At 59.9% G+C, this 15890-nt stretch carries 16 protein-coding genes; 1 reads left to right on the top strand and 15 read right to left on the bottom strand.

The window, feature by feature from the left end:
• Nucleotide 1: 1 nt before the first annotated feature.
• From rnhB to rpsB, 15 genes are all read right to left on the bottom strand, one after another.
• Nucleotides 2-592 (bottom strand): ribonuclease HII, encoded by a 591-nt coding sequence (gene rnhB / locus ACB039_RS00315; protein WP_042649522.1) that lies wholly within the window; start codon nt 590-592, stop codon nt 2-4.
• A gap of 80 nt (nt 593-672) precedes the next feature.
• Nucleotides 673-1812: a lipid-A-disaccharide synthase gene (gene lpxB / locus ACB039_RS00310; protein ID WP_005330826.1), complete on the bottom strand. Its 1140-nt coding sequence runs from the start codon at nt 1810-1812 to the stop codon at nt 673-675.
• The gene (gene lpxA, locus ACB039_RS00305) at nt 1805-2596 is read right to left on the bottom strand and encodes an acyl-ACP--UDP-N-acetylglucosamine O-acyltransferase (RefSeq protein WP_161507452.1); all 792 of its coding nucleotides are present in this window, start codon (nt 2594-2596) and stop codon (nt 1805-1807) included. Before lpxA ends, lpxB begins: the two co-directional genes overlap by 8 nt.
• Nucleotides 2597-2598: 2 nt before the next feature.
• Nucleotides 2599-3060 (bottom strand): 3-hydroxyacyl-ACP dehydratase FabZ, encoded by a 462-nt coding sequence (gene fabZ, locus ACB039_RS00300; protein WP_041206255.1) that lies wholly within the window; start codon nt 3058-3060, stop codon nt 2599-2601.
• A 24-nt stretch (nt 3061-3084) separates the two neighbouring features.
• Nucleotides 3085-4104 carry a UDP-3-O-(3-hydroxymyristoyl)glucosamine N-acyltransferase gene (gene lpxD / locus ACB039_RS00295; RefSeq protein WP_041207058.1) on the bottom strand — a complete coding sequence of 340 codons (1020 nt, stop codon included), beginning with the start codon at nt 4102-4104 and terminating at the stop codon, nt 3085-3087.
• 3 nt (nt 4105-4107) lie between these two features.
• Complete coding sequence (locus ACB039_RS00290; protein WP_042649524.1) at nt 4108-4620, bottom strand: OmpH family outer membrane protein; 513 nt, start codon at nt 4618-4620, stop codon at nt 4108-4110.
• Nucleotides 4621-4762: 142 nt separating this feature from the next.
• The gene (gene bamA, locus ACB039_RS00285; RefSeq protein ID WP_041206257.1) at nt 4763-7186 is read right to left on the bottom strand and encodes an outer membrane protein assembly factor BamA; all 2424 of its coding nucleotides are present in this window, start codon (nt 7184-7186) and stop codon (nt 4763-4765) included.
• A 34-nt stretch (nt 7187-7220) separates the two neighbouring features.
• Nucleotides 7221-8573, bottom strand: a complete 1353-nt coding sequence (rseP, locus tag ACB039_RS00280; RefSeq protein ID WP_182310439.1) for a sigma E protease regulator RseP — start codon at nt 8571-8573, stop codon at nt 7221-7223.
• A gap of 64 nt (nt 8574-8637) precedes the next feature.
• Nucleotides 8638-9834, bottom strand: a complete 1197-nt coding sequence (gene ispC, locus ACB039_RS00275) for a 1-deoxy-D-xylulose-5-phosphate reductoisomerase (protein ID WP_042649527.1) — start codon at nt 9832-9834, stop codon at nt 8638-8640.
• Complete coding sequence (locus ACB039_RS00270; RefSeq protein ID WP_041206258.1) at nt 9834-10691, bottom strand: phosphatidate cytidylyltransferase; 858 nt, start codon at nt 10689-10691, stop codon at nt 9834-9836. Before ACB039_RS00270 ends, ispC begins: the two co-directional genes overlap by 1 nt.
• Nucleotides 10692-10718: 27 nt before the next feature.
• Nucleotides 10719-11495 (bottom strand): polyprenyl diphosphate synthase, encoded by a 777-nt coding sequence (uppS, locus tag ACB039_RS00265; RefSeq protein WP_139436553.1) that lies wholly within the window; start codon nt 11493-11495, stop codon nt 10719-10721.
• Nucleotides 11496-11567: 72 nt separating this feature from the next.
• On the bottom strand, nt 11568-12125 hold the full coding sequence (gene frr / locus ACB039_RS00260) for a ribosome recycling factor (RefSeq protein ID WP_005330806.1): 558 nt from the start codon (nt 12123-12125) through the stop codon (nt 11568-11570).
• A gap of 95 nt (nt 12126-12220) precedes the next feature.
• The gene (gene pyrH / locus ACB039_RS00255) at nt 12221-12955 is read right to left on the bottom strand and encodes a UMP kinase (RefSeq protein ID WP_025327915.1); all 735 of its coding nucleotides are present in this window, start codon (nt 12953-12955) and stop codon (nt 12221-12223) included.
• Nucleotides 12956-13026: 71 nt separating this feature from the next.
• Nucleotides 13027-13908 (bottom strand): translation elongation factor Ts, encoded by an 882-nt coding sequence (tsf, locus tag ACB039_RS00250; RefSeq protein WP_005330802.1) that lies wholly within the window; start codon nt 13906-13908, stop codon nt 13027-13029.
• A gap of 104 nt (nt 13909-14012) precedes the next feature.
• Nucleotides 14013-14741, bottom strand: a complete 729-nt coding sequence (gene rpsB / locus ACB039_RS00245; protein ID WP_025327917.1) for a 30S ribosomal protein S2 — start codon at nt 14739-14741, stop codon at nt 14013-14015.
• Between the two features lie 358 nt (nt 14742-15099).
• Between rpsB and map the strand changes: the two genes are divergently transcribed.
• Nucleotides 15100-15888 carry a type I methionyl aminopeptidase gene (gene map / locus ACB039_RS00240; protein WP_005330799.1) on the top strand — a complete coding sequence of 263 codons (789 nt, stop codon included), beginning with the start codon at nt 15100-15102 and terminating at the stop codon, nt 15886-15888.
• The last annotated feature ends 2 nt before the right edge of the window (nt 15889-15890 follow it).

Below are 15890 nucleotides of genomic sequence, written 5' to 3'. Positions count from 1 at the left end.
GTTATTCGATCCCCAGCGCCCGGCGCACCGGTTTGAAGCTCTGCCGATATTCGGGCAGGGGGCCGCGCTCGGCCAATATGGCGAGGTGTTCGGCAGTGGGATAACCCTTGTGGCGGGCGAAGCCGTACTCGGGATGGCGGCTATCCAGCTCGGTCATCTCGGCATCCCGGGTCACCTTGGCAAGGATGGAGGCGGCGCTGATGGCGGCCACCAGGCTGTCGCCCTTGACCACGGCGCGCGCCTCCATCGGCAGAGCCGGACAGCGGTTGCCGTCGATAAAGACCAGTTCTGGTGTCATGGAGAGGCCCGCCACTGCGCGCTGCATGGCCAGCATGGTAGCGTGCAGTATGTTGAGCTCGTCGATCTCCTGCGGGGTGGCGCGGCCTATGGACCAGGCCAGGGCCTTTGCCTTGATCTCGCCGTACAGGGCGAGGCGCTTCTTCTCGGAGAGCTTCTTGGAGTCGGCGAGGCCTTCAACGGGATTGGCGGGGTCCAGGATCACCGCGGCGGTGACCACGTCACCCACCAGAGGGCCGCGACCCACCTCGTCAACCCCGGCAACCAGCTTGTCTTGTGGAATATCGATCGTCATATCACAGGCCTTGAATCAAAACCGGCCCCGCAGGGCCAGTATCAGCACAACATAACGCCAAAAGCGCGCCGCCAGCCATCCTATCTGTCGAGTAGCTCGGCCACCGCCTCGGCGGCCTGCACATCGGCGTTGCAGCGGATCTTCTGGTGCAACTTGGTGAAGGTGGCGATGAGCTCGCTGTTGTCGTGCTCCAGCAACTTGCTGACCTCTTCCACCAGGTTGGCGGGAGTGCACTCATGCTGGATGAGTTCGGGCACCAGCATCCTGTCCGCCAGCAGATTCGGCAGGGAGACATACTCCGTCTTCACCAGCCACTGGGCCAGCCAGTAGCTGAGCGGCTTGAGCTTGTAACCCACCACCATGGGCCGCTTCACCAGCATGGCCTCCAGCGCGGCGGTGCCGGACGCCAGCATCACCACGTCGGCGGCGATCATGGCCTCACGGCCCTGACCGTCCAGCAGCACCATGTCGAGATCCGGCGCCACCTCGGCCTTGATGGCGAGGAACTGCTCGCGCCGCGTTTCGTTCACCAGCGGCACGATGAAGCCGAGATCCGGGCAGTGCACCGTCAGGTGCTTGCACGCCTCGAGGAAGACCGGCGCCATGAAGGCTACTTCCGCATGCCGGCTACCAGGCAGCACCGCCAGCCAGCGACGGGCGGGATCGATGCCGAGCTCCTTGCGCACGGCGGCCTGATCCGGTACCAGGGGGATGTCGTCCGCCATGGTGTGCCCCACGAACCGGCAGGGGGCATCGAAACGGTCGTAGAAGGCTTTCTCGAACGGCAGGAAGGCGAGCACCATGTCGGTGGCGGCCTTGATCTTGTGAATGCGGCCCTGACGCCAGGCCCAGACCGAGGGGCTGACATAGTGGACCGTCTTGATACCGGCGCGGCGCAGTTTCAGCTCCACCCCGATATTGAAATCCGGTGCATCCACCCCGACGAAGATATCCGGGGGATTGGCAATGAAGTGGCGCAGCAGCTCGCGGCGAACCTGGAGGATCCGGGGCAGACGTCCCAGCACCTCGCTGATGCCCATGACGGAGAGCTCGTCCATCTCGAACAGGGCCTTGACGCCCAGGGCCTGCATGCGCGGCCCGGCTATCCCCTCGAACTGCGCATCCGGATAGCGGCGCTGCAGCTCGCGCACCAGCCCTGCGGCCAGGATGTCGCCGGAGGTCTCTCCGGCGACGATGCCGATGCGGATGGGCTTAGGCACGGATGATCCCGCGCTCGTTGTCCTTGAGGAAATCCACATAGAGCTGGACGGCCGGCTCGGTGGCCGCCATCTCGCTCAGTACCGGCAGCACCTCTTCGATGGTCTTGCCGGAGCGGAAGATCTCCTTGTAGGCACGCTTGACGGCCGAGATGGCCTCAGGCGTGAAGCCGCGACGACGCAGCCCCTCGGAGTTGACCCCGAACGGCTTGGCGTAGTTGCCGGCAGCCATCACGTAGGGCGGCACGTCCTTGTTCAGGGCGGCGCAGCCACCGACGAAGGCGTGGGAGCCGACGCGGCCGAACTGGTGAATGGCAGACAGACCGCCGAAAATCACGAAGTCACCGATGTGAACGTGGCCCGCCAGGGTCGCGTTGTTGGCGAAGATGCAGTTGTCACCGATCATGCAGTCATGGGCCACGTGCACGTTGACCATGAACAAGTTACCGCTGCCGACCCGAGTCAGGCTCTGATCCTGGGTGGTGCCGCGGTGCACTGTGCAGTTCTCACGAAACACGTTGTTGTCGCCGATCTCGAGGAAGGTGCGCTCACCGGCGTACTTCTTGTCCTGGCAATCCTCACCGATGGAGGTGTGCTGGAAGATCTTGTTGCCACGACCTATCTTGGTCGGGCCCTTGATCACCACGTGGGAACCCACCCAGGTGTCGTCACCGATCTCCACCTCGGCACCGATGACGGTAAAGGGGCCGATTTCCACCCCTTTGCCAATCACGGCAGACTCATGGACGATGGCGGTATCGTGGATGATGGCAGTCTGGTCAATCACGGTTACACCTCGCGTTTGGCGCACATCAGTTCTGCGGTACAGACAATTTCACCATCGACGGTGGCAACGCCGGTAAACTTGGCGATGCCGCGACGTTCCTTCAGGAACTCCACGTCCAGCACCAGCTGATCACCAGGGCCGACCGGACGCTTGAAGCGGGCGTTGTCGATGGAGGCGAAGTAATAGAGCTCGTTGGGGGACGGCTTGCCCACCATGGTAAAGGCCAGGATACCGGTTGCCTGGGCCATGGCCTCCAGGATCAGCACGCCGGGGAACACCGGCTTCGCCGGGAAGTGCCCCTGGAAGATCGGCTCGTTGAACGAGACGTTCTTGATGGCACGCAGAGTCTTGCGTTCATCGCTGATCTCGTAATTTTCCACCTTGTCCACCATCAGGAACGGATAACGGTGGGGCAGCAGGTCCATGATTTCCTGGATCCCCAGGCTTTTCTTTTCAGTAGTCAAAACAGTACCCTATACCAATCGTGATTATTCTTGATCCAGCTTTTTCTCAAGTCGGCTCAACCGCTTGTGCATCTCTTCGATACGCATCACCCGGGCGGCGGTCTTGCGCCACTCTTTATTGGTTTGCAGGGGGATGCCGGAAGAGTAGATACCGGGCTCGGTAATGGGTCGCATCACCATGGCCATACCGGTGACGGTGGCCTGGTCGCAGATCTCCATGTGCCCGTTAAAGACGGAAGCGCCGCCAATGATACAGTATTTGCCGACCTTGAGACTACCGGCCATCACGGTCGAGCCCGCCACGGCGGTGCCGTAGCCAATCTCGACGTTGTGGGCGATCTGGCACTGGTTGTCGATGATGACGTTGTCCGCGATGCGGGTGTCTTCCAGGGCACCGCGGTCTATGGTGGTGCAGGCACCGATTTCCACCCGGTTGCCGATGGTCACGCCGCCAAGCTGGGGGATCTTGATCCACTCGCCACGCTCGTTGGCATAACCGAAACCGTCGGCCCCGATCACGGTGCCGGCTTGCACCAGACAGTCCGTGCCCAGGGTCACGTTGTGATACAGGGTGACGTTGGCCCACAACCGGGAGCGCGCTCCCAGTCGGGTGTTCTGGCCAACGAAACAGCCCGGGCCGATGCGCACATCATCACCCAGCACGACGCCGGATTCGATCACCGCATTGGCGCCGATGGCCACTCTCTCGCCCAGTTGCACATCCGCCGCGATGACGGCGCTCGGATGGATATCCGTGGCCGGCTGCGGGGTGGTGTCCAGCAGTTGCGCTACCCGGGCAAAGCCCACATAGGGGTCTTTGAGCACCAGGGCATTGGTGGGGCAAAACGGCAGGTCCGCCTCAGTGATGAGCACGGCAGTCGCCTTGCTCTGCTCCAGGAAATGCCGGTACTTCTTGTTGGACAGGAAGGCAATCTCCCCCTCCCCGGCTTTTTCCAGTGTCGCTACCTTGCGGATTTCCCGGGTCCCATCCCCATGGACCTCGGCCCCCAGTTGCTGGGCCAGCTGTGCGAGAGTGAATGCCATCAATTAGTTGCTCTTGCTTACCTGAGAGATAACCTGGCTGGAGATGTCCAGCTTGCTGGCGGCATAGGGAGCAGCATTGCGCTCCAGCACCAGATCATAACCATTGCTCTTGGCGATGGAATCGATGGCAGCTTGCACCTTGGTCAGGATCTTGTTGCGCTCTTCGGACTGACGACGGCCGTTGTCCTGCTCGAACGCCTGACGCTTCTGGTTGAACTCCATCTGCAGTTTGGCCAGTTTTTCCTGATTCTGCTTCTTCTGTTCGTTGCTCATGAAGGCTTCGTCCTTCTTGAACTTCTCGACCAGAGCCTGACCGTCGGATTCCAGTTTCTGCAGCTCGCGCATACGCGGCTCGAACTCGCCCTTCAGCTTCTTGGCCACGGCTTCACGCTGGGGCAGCTTTTGGAAGACTTCGCCCATGTCGACCACGGCGATCTTGGTCTCAGCCCAGGCGGAGCCCATACCGGCAGCCATCAGTGCAAAACTCAAACCAGCTACTTTCAACGCTTTATTCACACTTACTCCTTGGTCCCTCGGTCGAGGGCTACCTGATTTACCTGATTGTGCAAGCGATCTCTGGGACCGGCTTGTTACCTGGTGAGGCACGCACGCTGCGCGTCCCATCATTGAATACCCCCTGGTGGGGGCGGGCCCACCTTTAGAAGGTACGGCCGATGTTGAAGGAGAAGACTTCGGTATCGTCCCCTTCGTATTTCTTGAGCGGCTGCGCCAGCACGAACACCAGGGGCCCCATGGGAGAGAGCCACTGCAGTGACAGACCGGCCGACATCCGGATATTGCTGGGGTCGGAATAATCCATCAGATAGTTGCAACCACTGAAGCAACGGTTCTGGTACTGGCCATATTCGAAGGTGGTGTCCCACACGGTACCGGCATCGATGAAGAAGCTGGTCCGCAACTGCGGCTGATAGCTTTCAGACGCGAACGGCGTCGGCACTATCATCTCGAGGGACGCCACCGCCAGGGCATTGCCCCCCACAGAGCTGTCGGTACCCTGGATCACGTCGTTACCACCCAGGTTGTAGTAGTAGAGCGCCTTCGGACCGACAGTGTTGCTCTTGAAGCCACGCAGGGTGTCGAAGCCACCGGCGTAGTAGTTCTCGAAGAAGGGCAGCACGTGGTCGTAGTCACCGTTGCTGCCGTAGCCATTGCCGTAAGAGGCGCGGGCCTTGGCCAGCATGACCCACTGGTGGTCGGCATCAAACGGGAAGTAATGAGAGTCTTCGGCGTTGAGCTTGAAGTACTGCAGGTCCATGCCTGGCACAGTCACCTTGGCGTTCACCCGCTGACGGTCACCGGCGGTCGGGAACTGACCCTTGTTGAGGGTGGAGCGGGTCCAGCCTGCGGTGACGTCCACTGTGTTGAACACCATGCGGTTGTCGCCGTCCAGGTTGGCCTGGTAGACCTTCCAGAACTCATCCACCTGCACATAGGGGTTGGGCTGGGACAGCTTGTTGTTCTCGTAGCCGAGGCTGAAGTCGAGACGGTTGTTCTCGTTGACCGGGAAACCGCTGGAGAGGCGGAAACCTATGGTGGTGTTTTCGTAGTCAACGATGTTGGCATCGGCCGCGCTGAACTTGTTGTAGTAGAGGCGGCCACCCAGGCTGACGCCATCGACGGTGAAGTAGGGATCGTTGTAGCTGAGATCGATGTTCTTCGAGTAGTCGTTGGTGCTGGCATTGATGCCGATCTTCTTGCCGGTCCCCATGAAGTTGTCTTGCTGCAGGCCCGCCTGCAGGCTCAGACCAGACTCGGTACCGTAGCCGATGCCGGCGTTGATGGAACCCGCCGGTTGCTCCTTGACCTTGAAGTCCAGATCGACCTGGTCGTCGCTGCCCGCCACCCGCTTGGTGTCCACTTCCGCGGTCTCGAAGAAGCCGAGGCGGTTGAGACGGGTCTTGGACTGCTCGACGTTGTCGGAGGAGAGCCAGGTGCCTTCCATCTGACGCATCTCGCGACGCAGCACTTCGTCCTTGGTGGTGATGTTGCCGCTGAAGTTGATGTTGCGCACATAGACCCGGGGACCCGGCTCTATGTTGACGATCAGCTCCACTTCCTTGGTCTGGTCATTCACCTGGGGGAAGGTGACCACTTTGGGGTAGGCGTAGCCATAACGGCCGAGGAACTTGGAGAGTACTTCTTCGGTGTGGGTCACCTGGCTGGCGGAGTAGACGCTGCCTGCCTCGATGGGGATGAGCCCCTTCATATCGCCGCCACGGTCGATGAGATCGCCCTTGAGCTGCACGCCGGAGACCTTGTACTGATCCCCTTCCTTGATGTTCAGGGTGACGTAGACGCCCTTCTTGTCAGGGGTCATGGAGACCTGGGTGGACTCCTGAGCGAAACGGATGTAGCCGCGGTCCATGTAGTAGGAGCGCAGCACTTCGATGTCACCGGCCAGCTTCTGCTTCTGATAGCGCTGATCGCCGGTGAAGTTCCACCAGGGCACATCGTCCTTCAAGGAGAGCTGGGCCAGCAGTTTCTCTTCCGGGAACACCTGGTTGCCGACGATGTTGATCTGCTGGATCTTGGCCGCTTCCCCTTCCACGAAGGTGAACTTGAGGTCGACCCGGTTGCGGGGCAGCGGGGTGACGATGGCCTTGACCTTGGCGGAATACTTGCCCACGCCGTAGTAGAAATCTTCCAGTCCCTTCTCGAGGGAGCTCAGCACGGTGCGATCCAGGGGATCACCGACGCGGATGCCGGAGGACTCAAGGCTCTGGGTCAGCTGCTCCTCCTTGATGTCCTTGTTGCCGGAAAACTCGATGCTGGAGATGGTCGGGCGTTCCTTCACCACGACTTGCAGCACCTGGCCGTCACGATAGACCTTGACGTCCTCGAAGTTGCCGGAGGCATAGAGCTTCTTGATGGCGTTGGCCAGGGCCACCGAGTCCACGGAGTCACCGACCCGGACCGGCAGATTCAACAGGGCGGCGCCCAGGGTCACCCGCTGCAGACCCTCGACCTGAATGTCTTGCACCACAAAAGAGGCAGGGGCCGCCTGAGCCAGGAAGCTGGCTCCCAGCAGGCAACTCAACACCAATGCTTTTTTAACAGCCATTTTGTTCTTATGTGTCCTTGTTGATGCTCTAGCCTCAGAGGCGAGCGAAATCATTAAACAGCGCAATGCCCATCAGTAACATCAGAATGGCGGCGCCTATCCTGAACCCAATTTCCTGAATTTTTTCTGGTACCGGCTTGCCGGTGACTGCCTCGATGAGGAAGTAGACCAAATGGCCTCCATCTAGCACCGGCAGGGGGAACAGATTGATGATCCCCAGGTTGACACTGATGAGCGCCAGAAAACCGAGGAAATAGACCAACCCGTAATCTGCGCTGCTGCCGGCACCCTTGGCGATGGAGATGGGGCCGCTCAGGTTGTCCAGGGAGACGATGCCACCGATCAGCTTGCCGATCATGTCAAAGGTCAGCGTGATCAGGCTCCAGGTCTTCTGGACCCCATGCCACAAGGCTTGCAAAGGCCCATACTGTAACAGAACTCGATACTCATCCGGTAATGGAACCAGTTGCGGCGACAGGCCGACGAAACCGACCAGCTGGCCCCGTACTTTTTTCACATCCGGGGTCAGGGTCAGGGTCAGATCGCTGCCACCGCGTTCCACCGTCACCTGCAGTGGCTGCTCCGGTGATTGCTGCACCCGCAGGACAAACTCAGCCCATTCGGTGATCGCCTGATCCCCCACGCCTTTGATGCGATCGCCCACCTGCAAGCCCGCCTTCTCGCTGGCGCTCGAGGGCACTATGGCCTGCACCACCGGCAGCACCTTGCCGCCGAGGGGTACTATCCCCAGGCTGCCGATGGGAGATTCCTTGTCCGGATCGAAGGTCCAATCCCCCAGCATGAGCGTCTTGTCCACCGCGTAGCTGGCGCCTTGCGCCTTCAGCCTGAGCTGGACCGAATCATCACCCAGATGGCTGATGAGGGCATAGGTCACACTCTCCCAGTCCCCGGTCTGCTCGTCGCCGACGCCGACGATCTCCATGCCGGGCTCGATGCCGGCCTGGGCCACGATGGAGGCCGGGCGCACCTCGCCGACCACCGGCTTGACGCTGGGCACGCCTATCATGAACATCAGCCAGAAGGCGAACAGTGCGAACACGAAGTTCGCCATGGGGCCGGCCGCGACGATGGCCATTCGCGCCCAGACGCTCTTGTGGTTGAAGGCCTGTGCCTCCTCCCCCGGCTTGAGTTCGTCGACCCGGCCGTCCAGCATCTTGACGTAACCACCCAGCGGGATCAGGGCCAGCACATACTCGGTGCCGTCCTTGCCGACGCGGCGCCAGATAGCCTTGCCAAAGCCGATGGAGAAACGCTCAACCTTGACACCACAGCGGCGGGCTACCCAGAAGTGACCAAATTCATGTACCGCCACCAGCAGCCCGAGGGCAACGATGAAAGCGCCTATGTTCCACAACACGCCGCCCATCAGAGCTTCACCTCGACATCATTCCCGAAGGCGTAGAGAGAGGCCGCTGGCCACCACAGTCCGTTCATCGAGCAAGTTCCTCTATCAGTTGCTGGGCATGGGCACGGGCCCTGCCATCCAGCGCAATCAGATCCTCCAGCGAACCTGCGGCACTGGTGCCCAGTGTCGTCATGATGGATTCGTTGACTCTGGCAATATCCATAAATCCAATGCGCTCTGCAAGAAAAGCCGCGACGGCCTCCTCGTTGGCGGCATTGAGAGAGGTGGTCGCCGCCTGCCCTTGCTGGCAGGCCGCCATGGCAAGTGCCAGGTTGGGATAACGGGCGTAGTCGGGGCGGATAAAGCTGAACTCTCCGACACTGAAGAAATCCAAAGGTTCCACACCAGACTCAATCCTGGCCGGGTAAGCCAGGGCGTGGGCGATGGGGGTACACATGTCCGGGTTGCCGAGCTGGGCCAACACGGAACCATCCTTGTACTGCACCATGGAATGGATCACCGACTGGGGGTGGATCACCACCTGGATCTGCTCCGGGAGGGCGTTGAACAGCCAGCGCGCCTCTATGTATTCCAGCCCCTTGTTGATCATGGTGGCAGAGTCCACCGATATCTTGGCCCCCATGGACCAGTTGGGGTGCGCCACCGCCTGAGCCGGTGTAACCCTGGCCAGCTCGTCGATGTCGGTATAGCGGAAGGGGCCGCCTGAGCCGGTCAGCAGTATCTTGCTGATGCCAGCCCCTGCCAGATCGCAGAAACCAGGCTCGCGCTGGATCGCCTCGGGCAGGCACTGGAAGATCGCATTGTGTTCGCTGTCGATGGGCAGCAGCTCGGCGCCATGGTGGCGCACCGCCTCCATGAAGAAGGCGCCGGACATCACCAGGGCCTCCTTGTTGGCCAGCAGGATCCGCTTGCCTGCACGCACGGCAGCCATGGTGGGTGCCAGACCCGCCGCACCGACGATAGACGCCATCACGCTGTGGGCGTCAGGGTGAGCGGCCACTTCGCACAGGGCAGCCTGACCACAGAGCACCTGAGTGGCACAGCCGTGGGTCTTGAGTCGACCGGCCAGATCGCTGGCGGCCTTCTCATCCACCATGACGGCGAAACGGGGGGAGAATTCGAGACAATCCCGCACCATGGCGTCCACGCTGCGAGCCGCGGTCAGCGCCAGCACCTGCCAGCGTCCCGGATTCTGCCGCAGCACCTTGAGGGTGCTCTGACCGATGGAGCCTGAGGCCCCCAGAATGACCAGATTGCGCATCAGAACTCCTGACCGAGTAGCAGATAGCTGAGCAGGAAGACGGGCAGGGCCGCCGTCAGGCTGTCGATGCGATCGAGGATGCCGCCGTGGCCCGGCAGCAGGGTACCGGAATCCTTGATGCCGGCCTCCCGCTTGAACATGCTTTCGGTCAAATCACCGAGTACGGACGCCAGCACCGCCAGCAGGGAGCAGAGCAGCACGACCCCCATCTTGGCCGGCACGAAGCCCATGAACCAGGTCACGCCTATGGCCAGCACGCTGGCGGTAAAGAGGCCGCCCAGCATGCCCTCTATGGTTTTACCCGGGCTGACGGCCGGGGCCAGCTTGTGCTTGCCGAACGCCTTGCCGAAAAAATACGCGCCAGAATCTGCCGCCCAGACCAGGCCCATCACGAACAGCAGGATCCAGGCCCCCATCATGGGGTCGTGATAGAAGTTGTACCCACGGATGGCCACCAGTGACCAGAAGAAGGGCACCAGGGTCACCAGACCGAACAGGGACTTGAGCCAGACGGACTCTTTCCACAACCTGGCGCTTCTGGGGTAACGCAGCACCAGCAGCAGTCCGAGTAGCCACCAGCTGATGGCGGTCCAGAGCACGCCCATCACCAGCGGATGCAGCTGAGGGATCCAGAGTTGCTCTACCGGCACCCAGAACAGGCTGGCACCGAGCAACAGGCAAAACACCAGCGGCAACCATTGTTGCGGCTGGGCAGAGACGAAGGCGCTCCACTCACGGCTGGCCAGCAGAAAGACCAGGGCAGCGAGCAGGGCAAAGAATTTCAATGGCAGGAAAAACAGTGCCCCCAACACCAGGGGTACTAACAGTAATGCGGTAATAATTCGTTGTTTTAGCAAAAGAAACCTCTCTCTTGGGAGCGGGGTTTAGCCGGTCTGTTGCGCGGCGATCAATTCCCGTATCTGTTCACCCGTACACCCGAAGCGACGCTCGCGAGCAACGAAGGAGGCAACTGCCCCGCTGAACTCGGCCTCGTCAAAGTCGGGCCACAAGACCGGGGTAAAATAGAGCTCGGCATAAGCAAGCTGCCATAACACAAAATTGCTGATGCGATGATCCCCGCCGGTGCGGATCAGCAGATCCACCGGAGGCAGGTCAGCCATGCAGACCTGACGTGCCAGAGCCTCTTCATCAACCGCCTCTGCATCCAGCTCGCCCGCGGCCACGGCGCGAGCCAGCTTGCGGGCCGCCTGGGCGATGTCCCACTGACCGCCATAGTTGGCGGCGATGTTGAGGGTCAGTCCCTGGTTGCCAGCAGTCAGGGCCTCGGCCTTGGCGATCTTGGCCTGCAGCCTTTCACTGAAACGGGCGGTATCGCCTATCACCTTGAGCCGGATGCCATTGCTGTGCAACTTGTTCACCTCGCGGCCAAGCACCGTCATGAACAGCTCCATCAGGGCATTGACCTCCCCTTCCGGGCGGCGCCAGTTCTCGCTGGAGAACGCGAACAGGGTCAGCGCCTCCATCTTGGCACGGGCGGCAAAGGCCACGGCCTCACGCACGGATTTCACGCCCGCCTTGTGGCCAGAGACCCGCATCTTGCCACGGTTCTGAGCCCAGCGACCATTGCCATCCATGATGATGGCGACGTGACGAGGCAAGGACGAGCTGGCGCTATCGCCTAGCGCTGCCAAAAGCGACATTCATTTCTCCCACAAAGACAAAAACGCCGTGCAGGGGCACTACACGGCGCTCGTAATATACCTGTCGGAGGCTTAGATTTCCATTAGCTCCTTTTCCTTCGCGGCCAGGGCTTCATCCACCAGCTTGACGAAGGCGTCGGTCAGTTTCTGGATCTCTTCCTGGGCACGACGGTCGTCGTCCTCGGAGATCTCCTTGTCCTTCAGCAGTGCCTTCAGGTCTGCGTTGGCATCGCGACGGATGTTGCGCACAGCAACCCGGGCACCTTCGGCCTCGGCACGGACGATCTTGGTCAGATCGCGGCGACGCTCTTCGGTCAGCGGGGGCAGCGGCACACGCAGGGTCTGGCCATTGCTGGACGGGTTCAAGCCCAGATCGGAGGTCAGGATGGCTTTTTCCACCGCCTGGATCATGGAGCGATCGAAGATGGAGATGGACAGGGTGCGGGCATCTTCTGCCACTACGTTAGCCAACTGTTTCAGAGGAGTGGCGGCACCGTAATACTCCACCTGGATACCGTCGAGCAGGCTCGGGTGAGCACGGCCAGTACGGATCTTGGACATCTGGGTCTTGAGCGAGTCTACGCTCTTGGCCATGCGGTCCTTGGCGTCGTTTTTAATCTCGTTGATCACAGTGTTTTCCTTTTGGCGAACGAGCCGACATGCGGCCCGTATCTATCTTGTTTACTGGCGTAATGGACAAGCGCGCCAGGCGGCTCAGGCTTGTCTCACTTGCTGACGTGGTGGATCAGGGTACCTTCCGGCTCACCCATGATGACCCGACGCAAGGCGCCTGGTTTGTTCATGTTGAACACCCGGATCGGCAGATCGTGGTCGCGGGCCAGGGTAAAAGCAGCAAGATCCATCACTTTGAGTTCTTTTTCAAGGACTTCATCATAACTCAGTTCTTGATAGAGCACTGCATCCGGGTTCTTGACCGGATCATCGGTGAACACACCATCGACCTTGGTCGCCTTGAGCACCACGTCGGCTTCGATCTCGATGCCGCGCAGGCAAGCTGCGGAGTCGGTGGTGAAGAAGGGGTTGCCGGTACCGGCGGAGAAGATCACCACCTTGCCGGCACGCAGCTGGCTGATGGCCTCGGCCCAGCTGTAAGAATCGCAGACACCCTGCAGAGAGATGGCAGACATCAGACGGGCATTCACATAAGCACGATGCAGGGCATCACGCATGGCCAGGCCGTTCATGACGGTTGCCAGCATGCCCATGTGGTCACCCACCACGCGGTTCATGCCCGCCTTGGCAAGACCGGCACCACGGAACAGGTTGCCGCCGCCGATGACCAGACCGACCTGAACCCCCAGCTCAACCAGCTCTTTGATCTCTTGGGCCATCCGCTCCAGCACCGCCGGATCAATGCCAAAACCCTCGGATCCTTGCAGGGCTTCACCACTCAACTTCAGAAGAACACGTCTGTATGCAGGCTTGGGATTGGTACTCATGTCACTGATTCCTGGTCATATAAAGACCGCGACATAAGTCGCGGTCTGGGGAAACGGAAAAACCGGTTCGATTAGGCCTTCTGAGCGGCCGCGATCTGGGCTGCAACTTCAGCCGCGAAATCGGTCTCTTGCTTCTCGATGCCTTCGCCCACTTCGAAACGGGTGAAGGAGACAACGTCAGCGCCTTCTTTCTTCAGCAGCTCGGCAACGGTCATGGAAGGATCTTTCACGAAGGGTTGACCAGTCAGGGAAACCTCACCGGTGAACTTCTTCATGCGGCCTTCAACCATCTTCTCGGCGATGTCTTTCGGCTTGCCGGAGTTGATGGCGATGTCGATCTGGATTTCGCGCTCTTTGGCAACGACTTCAGCAGACACGTCTTCAGGCTTGACGAACTGCGGGCTGTTGGCAGCAACGTGCATGGCCAGATCTTTGGCCAGGTCGGCAGTACCGCCGGTCAGCTTGGTGATAACACCGATACGGGAACCGTGTACGTAGGTACCCAGGTTGTCACCTTCAACCAGCATCACGCGACGCAGGTTCATGTTCTCACCGATCTTGGCGATCAGGTTGGTGATGGTCAGCTCAACGGACTCACCGTTACCGAAATCGGCGGCCTTCAGGGCGTCGATGTCAGCAATTTTCTGGGTCGCGGCGATGTCAGCGATCTTCTGGCCCATGGCCATGAAGCTGGCATCTTTGGCGACGAAGTCGGTTTCGCTGTTCAGCTCGATCATGGCGGCAATGTTGCCTTCGGTACGGGCGAAGATCACGCCTTCAGCGGCGATACGGCCCGCTTTCTTGGCGGCCTTGGCCTGACCGGATTTGCGCATGTTCTCGATTGCCAGCTCGATGTCACCAGCGGCTTCTTCCAGTGCTTTTTTGCAATCCATCATGCCAGCGGCGGTGCGCTCGCGCAGTTCTTTTACCAGGGCGGCAGTAACGTTAGCCATGTCCAGTATCCTCGGTCTTGAATTGACAAGAAACAGGGGCCACAAGGGCCCCTGCTAACCAATTACATCAGCTTGGTTAATAAGGGCTTTACAGTCCTTATCAATTACTCAGCTTCAACGAAGCCATCTTGTTCGGCTTGAACAACGATGTCCTGAGCGCGAGCTTCCAGTACGGTGTCAGCAGCAGCATTCAGGTACAGCTGTACGGCACGGATAGCATCGTCGTTACCCGGGATGACATAGTCAACGCCGTCCGGGTTGGAGTTGGTATCAACGATGGAAACTACCGGGATACCCAGGTTATTGGCTTCTTTGATAGCGATGTGCTCGTGGTCGGCATCGACAACGAACAGAACGTCAGGCAGGCCGCCCATGTTCTTGATACCACCCAGGCTCTTCTCCAGCTTGTCCATTTCGCGAGTACGCATCAGCGCCTCTTTCTTGGTCAGCTTGTCGAAGGTACCGTCCTGGCTCTGGGTTTCCAGATCTTTCAGGCGCTTGATGGACTGACGAACGGTTTTCCAGTTGGTCAGCATGCCGCCCAGCCAGCGGTGGTTAACATAGAACTGGTCGCAACGCTCAGCGGCTTCTTTTACGGCTTCAGACGCGGCACGCTTGGTACCTACAAACAGGACCTTGCCCTTCTTGGCAGCTACGGAGCTGATGAAGTTCATGGCATCGTCAAACATCGGAACGGTTTTTTCCAGGTTGATGATGTGAACCTTGCTGCGGGCGCCGAAGATGTAGGACTTCATTTTCGGGTTCCAGTAACGAGTCTGGTGACCGAAGTGAACGCCGGCTTGCAGCATGTCGCGCATAGAAACTTTAGCCATTTTATACCTCTGTATTGGGGTTAGGCCTCCACACATCCCATGTAACCGACCCCAAAGGGGCACCCCGGTACAGGTGTCGATGTGTGTGTGTTATTGAGTAAGGGTGATGGAAAGGGACACAAGTTCCCCATTCCGGCGCGCTTTATACCATAACTTTGGTCAGGACACCACCGGATGGACCGCTAAAAATGGATCCCGGTAGGTGCTGCGACCGCTGGATGACGTTGCGATGACGATCACACTGGAAGTAAACGGGGGTTGGGGATAAAATTTTGCCCTGATTGCAAACGCATCTATTTTTCATTACCTGATTGTTGGGCATCGGCAGGATGCGCAGTCGGGCCCCAAGAGAGATCCCATGTCCATTAAAATCAAGACACCGGAAGAGATTGAAAAGATGCGCATCGCCGGCCAGCTGGCCGCCGATGTGCTGGTCATGATCGCCCCGCACGTCAAGGCTGGCGTCACCACAGACGAGCTGAACACCCTGTGCCACAACCATATCGTCGAGGTGCAGCAAGCCATTCCCGCCCCGCTCAACTATCACGGCTTCCCCAAGTCCATCTGCACCTCGGTCAATGATGTGATCTGCCACGGTATCCCCAATCACAAGAAGCTGCGGGAAGGGGACATCATCAACCTGGACATCACCGTCATCAAGGATGGCTACCACGGCGACACCTCCGCCATGTTCATCGTGGGCCAGACCACACCCCTGCGTCGCCAGCTGTGCAAGGTGGCCCAGGAGAGCCTGTACGCCGCCATCCAGCGCGTGCGTCCCGGCATGTGCATCACCGAAATTGGTGCCGTGATCCAGCCCATCGTCGAGCAGGCCGGTTTCTCCGTGGTACGTGACTACTGCGGACACGGCATCGGGGCCGAGTTCCACGAAGAGCCGCAGATCCTGCACTACCGCAACGGCGGCAAGCTGGAGCTGAAACCGGGCATGTGCTTCACCATCGAGCCCATGGTCAACAGCAAAAAGTATCACTGCAAGGTCAATCCCAAGGATGGCTGGACTGTTACCACCAAGGACGGCGGCGACTCCGCCCAGTGGGAACACACCCTGCTGGTCACCGAGGATGGCTGCGAGGTACTCACCCTGCGCCCCGATGACACTATCGACCGCGTCATCAAACACAGCTAACA

This window comes from Aeromonas sp. S2(2024) (assembly GCF_041402505.1).
GTDB classification, from domain to species: domain Bacteria; phylum Pseudomonadota; class Gammaproteobacteria; order Enterobacterales; family Aeromonadaceae; genus Aeromonas; species Aeromonas media.
Note: the sequence above shows the minus strand (reverse complement) of the source record. Positions and strands in the feature narration are given on the sequence as shown.

Excerpts from the sequence above, each read along its gene's own strand:
- pyrH (WP_025327915.1), bottom strand. The coding sequence starts at position 12,955 with ATGAGTACCAATCCCAAGCCTGCATACAGACGTGTTCTTCTGAAGTTG.
- lpxD (WP_041207058.1), bottom strand. The coding sequence starts at position 4,104 with ATGGCATTCACTCTCGCACAGCTGGCCCAGCAACTGGGGGCCGAGGTC.
- map (WP_005330799.1), top strand. The coding sequence starts at position 15,100 with ATGTCCATTAAAATCAAGACACCGGAAGAGATTGAAAAGATGCGCATC.
- tsf (WP_005330802.1), bottom strand. The coding sequence starts at position 13,908 with ATGGCTAACGTTACTGCCGCCCTGGTAAAAGAACTGCGCGAGCGCACC.
- uppS (WP_139436553.1), bottom strand. The coding sequence starts at position 11,495 with ATGTCGCTTTTGGCAGCGCTAGGCGATAGCGCCAGCTCGTCCTTGCCT.
- rnhB (WP_042649522.1), bottom strand. The coding sequence starts at position 592 with ATGACGATCGATATTCCACAAGACAAGCTGGTTGCCGGGGTTGACGAG.
- rseP (WP_182310439.1), bottom strand. The coding sequence starts at position 8,573 with ATGGGCGGCGTGTTGTGGAACATAGGCGCTTTCATCGTTGCCCTCGGG.
- bamA (WP_041206257.1), bottom strand. The coding sequence starts at position 7,186 with ATGGCTGTTAAAAAAGCATTGGTGTTGAGTTGCCTGCTGGGAGCCAGC.
- ispC (WP_042649527.1), bottom strand. The coding sequence starts at position 9,834 with ATGCGCAATCTGGTCATTCTGGGGGCCTCAGGCTCCATCGGTCAGAGC.
- rpsB (WP_025327917.1), bottom strand. The coding sequence starts at position 14,741 with ATGGCTAAAGTTTCTATGCGCGACATGCTGCAAGCCGGCGTTCACTTC.